This is a genomic window from Sphingomonas mollis, from assembly GCF_016427505.1.
In the GTDB taxonomy this organism is placed as follows: domain Bacteria; phylum Pseudomonadota; class Alphaproteobacteria; order Sphingomonadales; family Sphingomonadaceae; genus Sphingomonas; species Sphingomonas mollis.
Map to the genome: position 1 here is coordinate 157,260 of NZ_JAELXS010000009.1, position 8,374 is coordinate 165,633.

Here is an 8,374-nt window from a genome sequence, read left to right on the forward strand (position 1 = left end):
CGTATCGGCTCAGAGCATGAAGTCTGAGGGCGTGAAGGTGAAATGACCGACCAGATCGACCGAGAATTCGGCGAGGGACCCGGTATCGGTATTTCCTTCGAGGATCGTATGCTCCACCCCGTCGATCACCTGATAGACCACGCGGAGCTGACCCGGCGCCGTGAACTTGGCGTTCGTGCCGGACAGCAGCGTGAACGCCTGATCGCCGGCGACGCGTGTGTTGGCGTCGATCAGCGACAGATCGATGCGATCCTCACCGCGGATGAAATCGGTGATGACGTCGCGGCTGGCGCGGCTGGTGCCCGTATCGGACGCCTTGCTGAACCGGAAGATGTCGCGCCCGGCACCGCCGGTCAGAATATCCTCGCTGCTGCCGCCATCGAGGATGTCGTTGCCGGCGCCGCCGATCAAAATGTCTTCGTTGGCACCGCCGTCCAGAAAGTCGTCGCCGTCGCCACCATCCAGATAATCGTCATAGGTGTCGCCGATCAGCGTGTCGTTACCGGCACGACCATAGAGCTTGTCCTCGCCCGACCCGCCGTTCAGCGTGTCGTTGCCGGCCCCACCGTCGAGCATGTCGCGACCCGAATCGCCGGTCAGATTGTCGTTGCCGTCTTCGCCGTACAAGGAGTCATCGCCCAGACCGCCGATCAGCGTATCGTTGCCGCCGCGGCCGTACAGAATGTCGTTACCCCAGCTGCCGTCGATCGTATCGTTCTCGCCGCTACCCGTCAGGGTATCGTTGAACAATCCGCCGCGCAGGTTGACGCCCGCCACATCGCCGATCGTGACGGCATAGGCCTGCGCCGTGCTGGCGCCACGGGCGTCGCTTGCCAGGACGGTGACGTTATAGACGTTGTCGCGTCCCGCATCGAGCGGGGTCTCGAAATCCGGTGCCGCGATGAATTTCAGCACGCCCGTCTTTTCGTCGACCGTGAACAGCGCGGCGTCGCCGCCGGCCGCCAGCGTATATTTCACGACATCGCCGAGTGCCGCATTGGCGTCCGTCGCCGCGATCGTGGCGACCGCCGCGCTGTTCTCCAGAATCGTCAGCGCGATGCTGGCCTTGCCGGCACCCGATGTCAGCACCGGTGCCACGTTCGCCACGTAACCGACCGCCACGTCATGGCTGCCGATCGCACCCAGCGCCAGGGTCAGGATATCGCCCGTTCGCGACACCACCGTGGCGCCCGTCGTCTTTACCCAATCCGTGCCCGTCGCGGCAAGATCGATCGTGACGCTGCCTTCGCCCACCGCGGTGAAGGCCAGGTTGCGACCATCGCCCTTTACCGAGATCAACGAGGCGCGCATCGGTAGCGCGGTGATGTGGGTCACGTCATCGGCGACGGCGCCCAGCGTGATCGTGAAGGTGCCGCCGCTGGCCGGCATGAACACACTGTCCTCGTCATAGGCATACCAGCCCGCGACGCTCTTGATGACCTTGCTGCCCTGCCCGTCGACATCGAGGGCGAAGGTGCCGATGTTGCTCGCACCGACTTTCGCGGTGATGACGTCGCCGACGATGCTGGTCGTCAGCGTGGCATGCGACATGGCGCTGACCCGCTGCGCCAGATCCAGCAACGTCACGAACTCCGCACCGCTGGTATAGGCGCGCTCGATCCAGTTGGTGAACATCGACTGGGTGTATTTGCTCGGCGCACCGGTCGCGTCCGCGGTCCAGGCGGTGGGGCCGTAATCGTGCCACGGCCAGATCACGACCGGCGTTTCCGCCTTGGCGGTCAGCGCGGCCCATTCGGCGGCCCATGCGGCCTCGGCCTGCGCGGGCGTCTTGCCCTGGAACTCAACGAGCGAGAAATCGAAGCTCGTGTTCGGGGCCAGATACACCTTGTCGGTGCCCGGCTGGATGTAACCGAACGCGTTGGGATAACCGGCACCGACGCCGGCATAACCGCCCGACAGGTAATCGACGTATTTCATGATCTCTTGCGAGGTGCCGAGCGTCTCCGGCGCGCCGGGTACGGCGGCGCCACCGACGGTGAAGGCATAGCCCAGCACCTTCGACATTTCCTGTTCCAGCACCTTGCGCGCTTCGCCGAACTGGAACGCCACCTCTGCCGGTGTCAGGAGGTTGGTGTTTTCCGGATGAGTATAGCTGTGCGAGCCAAGCTCGTTACCCATCGCCAGCAACTGCTTGTAATAGGCGCCCGACACGGTCCAGTCGGTGGTCTCGTCGGCGGCGGCATTGTTGCCGACGTTGACGTAATAGCTGCCGACGAAGTTGAAATCCTTCTTCCAGCTTTCGAGGATCGGCAGCAGCTTGTCATAGATGCCCGGCGCGTTGTTCGCCGGGTTCACCTCGTCACGGTATTGGCTCTGGTCCATGTCGGTGCGCGATGCGACGATCGAGCTGTTGCGCGTCATCTCAAGGCCAACCGACACGCCGGCACCATTCACTGAATGATCGACCGCCTGCCACAACAGGTTACTGTCGGCCATCACCGCTTCGGACGAGAACAGGACATTCCGGCCGCCGCCGGCGGTCTGCGTCGCCAGCGCGGCGGTATAGTTCTGGCCGTTCACCGTTTCGGTGACGATCGTGGTGCCCGTGCCGCTGACGCTGCCGATCGCGGTCCAGCCGACACCGGTGTACTGGCGGATCGTCTCACCCGCCACGTAATTGTCGAGAACGAGGTGGTTGGCATCCGCCGACTTCAGCGTGACGTCCGCCGGGAAACCGCCGGTGATGCGCGTCGCATCGAACAACAGCTTCATGCGGCCATAGGAGTCACCGGCCAGTGCCGCATTGTCGGCACCGTTGGTCATGAACTCACCGGCGGCGACCAGACCGATACCGAACTGGCGGGTCGCCTGTTCCAGCGTGGCCGTGATCGCATCCACCGATCCGACCTGCACGTTGCGAAACGAAGGAAAAACGATCGTGTCGTACTTTGCCAGCGTCTGCAGGCTGGTCAGATCCTTTTCGGTCAGGATGTCGAACGGCACACCCGCCTGCATCACCTGCGACTGTGCGGCCATGAACAGCTGCGCATAGGCGGTTTCGCTGAAATAATTCTTCGCGGTCGTTTCCGAATAGACGATCGCGACGCGCTTGCCGGCGTCGGGGACGATGCCGGTGTCGCCAAAGATCGTGTACTGGGGTCCGGAGTAGTTGCCGGGAATATAGGCCGCATCGTTGACGTCGGTCAGGATATTTATGGCGGGAGGATTGCCGATCAACGCCTTGGGAATCTGCACTTCCATGGTCTTGCCATCGGCCGATCGCGCCATCAGCAAGTTGCCCGCGACCAGCGTCTGCCCGGCCGCGCCCGTATAGAGAGACGCGGTGCCGTCGGCAGCGAAATTGATATTGTATTCGGCGCCACCTGCGAAGCCGAACACCTGATACCCGGTGGATGCATTGCGATCGGTGTTGAGCCAGATCGTCGTATTGGCGCCGATAGCCGTGGGCGACGTCAGCGCGATCGAATAGGTGCTGGTGTCCGACGTTCCATAGACTCGATATCCACTGACGGGGGCCGCGCCATCGATGCGATCATCCTCGATCCATTCATCGAGTGTGCCGTCGATACGGATCGGACTATGCTGAACAGCCATTTCTACTTCCCCCGATTCAGACAAGCGTCTCCCATCGCCAAAACAGTCGAACGACTAGTTTGGCAATATTCAAGGCGCGTCGTCGTATTCTGCTGAATAACCCCGTTGTTTGGCCAACTATCACGGAATATGCATCTCGGTAACCCAGGCCATGTAACCAAAATGGCGATGTTCCAATTTGGAACATGCGAAACGATCATTATGATTTGATAATAATTCTACGCTATTACCCCGCAACGGCGGTTCGTTTCTTGAACGCGACATGGGGATTTCGGCATTCCGTTCAGGGGGATGCACGGGCGGAGGCGTATCGGAATGGCGGGGACGGAACGACCGTTCGGGTCGATGCAGGCCGCGTTGGCGGCATGTCGGCGGCATCTGGTGGCCGGCGGCGTGTTCAGCGCGCTGCTGAATATGCTCTATATCGCCCCGACTTTGTACATGCTGCAGGTCTATGATCGGGTCGTGCCGACCCATGGCCATCTGACGTTGCTATTCCTAACGATCGTGCTGATGGCGGCGCTGCTGGTGATCGCCGTGCTCGATCGCGTCCGCATGCGGCTGCTGGTCAGGGCCAGCGTCGTGCTGGACGTGACATTGGCGCCCGCCATTCTGGATGCCGCGATCCGTCGCCCCGATCCGCCCGCCAGCCGGCAGGCGCTGCGCGATTTCGATGCGATGCGCCAGACGTTGACCGGCCCCGGCGTCCTCGCGCTGTTCGATGCACCATGGACGCCCGTCTACATCCTCATCTGCTTTCTGGTGCATCCGGCGATCGGCGCCGTCGCGCTGTTCGGTGGCCTGTTGCTGCCGTGTATCGCCTGGCGCAACGAAGTGGCCACCGGCACGAAGATGAAGCACGCCCAGCAAGCGGCCGTCGCTACCTATGCCGCGCAGGATGCGCTGCTTTCCTCGGCCGAGGCGGTGCGGGCGCTCGGGATGCGCCGCAGCACCGTGGCGCGACAGGTGCGGCAGCGCGAGGTCGCGCTGGACCTGTCGACGTCGGCGGGCTTCACCAGCGGGTTCTATCTGGCCGCGACTAAGTTCGTCCGGCTGGCGTTGCAGTCGCTGGCGCTGGGTTTGGGGGCGTTGTTGGCGATCGACGGCCAGATATCGCCGGGTGCCATCTTCGCCTCGTCCTTCCTGATCGCCCGCGCGCTGGCGCCGATCGAACAACTGGTGGCCGCGTGGAAGGGACTGGTACAGGCGTGCAACAGCTATACCTCGCTGTCGACACTGGTCGGCCATGGCGCCCCTGTCGAACCCACCATCCTGCCGCCTCCCCGCGGCGCGATCGCAGCGGAGGGACTGACCGCGATCCTGCCGGGCCATGAGCGGCCGCTGGTCGACAATGTCAGCTTCGCGCTCGCTCCCGGCGAGGTGCTGGCGATTCTGGGGCCGAGCGGCGCCGGAAAATCCACCTTGCTGCGGCTGCTGGCGACCGCGATGCCCGCCGATCGCGGTACCATCCGGTTCGATGGCGCCGCGAGCACCGACTGGGATCAGGAGCGGCTCAACCGCGCGCTCGGCTTCCTGCCGCAGAACACGGCGCTGCTCGCCGGTCGGGTGCGCGACAATATCGCGCGCTTCTCCGGCGAGCTGGATGCGGACCGCGAGGATATCGACCTGGCGGTCGTCGCCGCGGCGCAATCGATCGGCGCGCACGACCTGATCGTCCGGTTGCCCGGTGGCTATGATTACGAACTGGGCGCCGGCGGCGTCGGTCTGTCGGCGGGACAGGCGCAACGCGTCGCGCTGGCGCGGGCGGTGTTCGGCGATCCCGCCATCCTGCTGCTCGACGAACCCAACGCGCATCTCGACGTCGATGGCGATGCGCTGCTGGTAGCCGCCCTCGCCCGACTGAAAGCGCAGGGCAAGACGATCGTGATCGTGTCGCATAAATTATCGGTGCTGCCGGCGGTCGACAAGATTCTGGTGATGCGCGACGGCCGCGTCGCGCTGTTCGGCCCGAGGGATGAAGTGATGAATGCCCTGAAACCGGCACCTGCTGTCACCGCCGCGCCACCGCGCCGCCCGGTGGCGCTGTGAGCGGCCGCGTGATGACGGCACGCTCCAAGCCCATGCGCTGGATGGACCCGACGTCCGATATCCGCACCGGCACCATCGTCGCGCTGCTGTTCTTCGTCGGACTGATCGGCTGGGCGGCGTTCGCGCGGCTCGATGCGGCGGCGCATGCTGCAGGACAACTCGTGGTGTCTGGGCAGCGTCAGGCGGTGCAGCATCGCGACGGCGGTGTCGTCGGCCGGATCATGGTGCATGAGGGGCAGCATGTCCGTCGCGGCCAGACCCTGATCGCCCTTGCCGCGCCGGAGGTGCAGGCACAGGAACGGGCGCTTGCTTCCAACACCATCCGTCTGCTGGCACAGCGCGCTCGTTTGCTGGCCGAACAGACCGGACAGGCCCGCCTCACCCCGCCCGCCGAATTTGCAAATCTGTCGGATGACGACCGTCCGCTCGCGGATCAGGCGCTCCGCGCGCAACAGATCGAACTGTCCGCCCGGCGCGCGACGGTGTCTGCGCAACGCGGTGCGCTCGGCCAGCGCGCGGCGCAGGCGCGGACGCAGAGCCGTGGCTATACCCGTCAGGTCGAGGCGACGACGGAACAGCTGCGACTGGTCGACTCCCAACTGGCCGCGCTCGCGCCGCTCGCGCAACGTGGCTTCGTCGCGCAGACCCGCGTCCGCGAACTCGAACGGCTGCGGGCGCAATTGCAAGGGCAGGAGGGCCAGTACGATGCCAGCATCGGCGGCAGCCGCCAGTCGGCACAGGAGAATGTGCTGCAAAGCCTGCAGGCGCAGCAGACCTATCGCGAACGGACGGCGGCCGAACTGCGCGAGGTGGATACGGCGCTGGGCGACGTGTTGCCGAAACTGACCGCGGCCCGCGACCAGCTGGCCCGGACGATGATCCGCGCGCCGGCCACCGGATCGGTCGTCGGCCTGTCGGTCTTCACCGCCGGCGGCGTCATCAATGCCGGGCAGAAACTGATGGATATCGTGCCCGATCGCGCCCCGTTGATCGTGCAGGCGCGCTTCTCGACCGACGATGCGGACGATCTGAAGATCGGTCAGGACGCGATGGTCCGCTTCCCATCCCTGCACAACCGCGCGCTGGCCGATCTGAAAGGGCGGTTGACGAAACTGTCGGCGGACAGCTTCGTCGACGAACATTCGGGCCAGGCATATTACGCCGGCGAGATCGTCGTCCCGCCGAGCGAACTCAAACTCGTTGGGGCCGAAGATCATGGGGTGACGTTACGAGCTGGCCTTCCTGCGGAAATACTGGTGCCGCTACGGGCGCGGACGGCGCTGGAATACGCGTTGGAACCCATAACGAGCGGTTTCTGGTCGTCATTTAGGGAGCATTGAATCTGGTGTTCTGATCCCGCAGTTTGACAGTGCGATCCTTTCGCTGGAATGGAAGGAAGCAGCACGGGACAAGTTCGTCACGGGAGCGCCACGACCACGCACGCCGTGGGAGCAGCGATACAGCGATCGCAGGCGTCGCTCGCGACGCCGAGCCGGGAACTTGGCATCAATCCGAAGACGGTGGCGAAGTGGCGTAAGAGAGCGACAGTCGAGGATCTGAAGACCGGGCCGAAGGCCCCTCGTTCAACGATCTTGACCAAAGCGGAGGAAGCAATGGTGGCGTTCCGTCCGCACACGCTGCTGCCGCTCGACGACTGTCTCTATACGGCAATGAGTAGCCCCTAGTTTTCTAGACGTCTTCCAATTCCAAAATCTGCTGTCGTTCGAACTCGACGGGCGACAGCATTCCGTTCCTGACGTGCTTGCGCACCGGGCATTGTCATGGTAGTTTCCGTGTCGGCTCATGGAGTGCTCAAGATTGTGAGCGCGGATGAAGCAGCCCAGTCCATACTGGTGAACTGCGATCCCTGGTCTGAATGGATCAGCACCCGGCACTTCGGCTTGCGCCGCCATACAGCCATGTGCAGCGCCTGCTGCACCACATCGGTGGTCTGCCGGCTCTGCATCGACCATCCGACCACGCGGCGGGAATAGAGATCGATCACAACCGCCAAATAGGCAAAGCCCTCCAGGGTGCGGATGTATGTAATGTCTGTCACCCAGGCCCGGTTTGGCGCAGCCACGTCGAACTGGCGATCCAGCGTGTTGTCGACCACCAGCGAAGGTTTGCTGCCATAGCTGACAAGTCGGCGCTTGTAGCCAACCTGCGCCCTGATACCTGCCAGCCTGGTCAACCGCGCAACGCGGTTGGGCATGTCCCGCCGTGATCCAGCAGGGCATCATGCAGCTTGCGGTAGCCATAGACCTTACCGCTGTCGTTCCAGGCCCGCTGCAGCGGCTCCGTTTGCCGAACGTCCTCCCAAGCCCGCTGGCTCCTCAGCGGGCTCTTCTGCCAAGCATAGAAACCGCTGGGCTGCACGGCGAGACAGCGGCACATTGCCCTCACGCCAAAGTGATCGCGATGCTCGGCAATGAACGCGTATCTCACTTTGCATCCCGAGCGAAATACGCGGTGGCGATGGCGGTGACAGCATGCCGCGAGCGGTGACGGGCAGATGGTCTCCTGCCGCCTGCGCGTCGTTGCTAAAGACATATTGGTCGAACCAGCCGCGCACCGCGTCACGCTCGCCCGCTGGCAGGTCACGACGTAACTGCCTAGCAACACAAAAAACCGCCCCGGGAAATCCCGAAACGGTCTGGTTGTTCTCAAATTTGGTTGCGGGGACAGGATTTGAACCTGTGACCTTCAGGTTATGAGCCTGACGAGCTACCGGGCTGCTCCACCCCGC

General features: G+C 63.7%; 3 protein-coding genes and 2 pseudogenes. 3 read left to right on the forward strand and 2 right to left on the reverse strand.

The features are described from left to right. Positions 1–9: 9 nt before the first annotated feature. A complete protein-coding gene (locus tag JAO74_RS19095; RefSeq protein ID WP_199040285.1) occupies positions 10–3,576 on the reverse strand; it encodes a M10 family metallopeptidase C-terminal domain-containing protein in 3,567 nt (1,188 codons plus the stop codon). A gap of 315 nt (positions 3,577–3,891) precedes the next feature. On the opposite strand from JAO74_RS19095, the gene JAO74_RS15830 reads away from it, so the two are divergent. The 3 genes and pseudogenes from JAO74_RS15830 to JAO74_RS18840 all read left to right on the forward strand — a co-directional run. Then, the gene (locus tag JAO74_RS15830; RefSeq protein WP_233151077.1) at positions 3,892–5,625 is read left to right on the forward strand and encodes a type I secretion system permease/ATPase; all 1,734 of its coding nucleotides are present in this window, start codon (positions 3,892–3,894) and stop codon (positions 5,623–5,625) included. 41 nt (positions 5,626–5,666) lie between these two features. Further along, entirely contained in the window at positions 5,667–6,965 is a 1,299-nt protein-coding gene (locus tag JAO74_RS15835; RefSeq protein ID WP_233151078.1) for an HlyD family type I secretion periplasmic adaptor subunit, read from the forward strand. 48 nt (positions 6,966–7,013) lie between these two features. After that, a pseudogene (locus tag JAO74_RS18840) lies at positions 7,014–7,289 on the forward strand (IS481 family transposase); the annotation flags it as partial. A gap of 25 nt (positions 7,290–7,314) precedes the next feature. Here JAO74_RS18840 and JAO74_RS15840 read toward each other — a convergent pair. Continuing rightward, a pseudogene (locus JAO74_RS15840) lies at positions 7,315–8,097 on the reverse strand (IS3 family transposase); the annotation flags it as partial. Positions 8,098–8,374 lie beyond the last annotated feature (277 nt).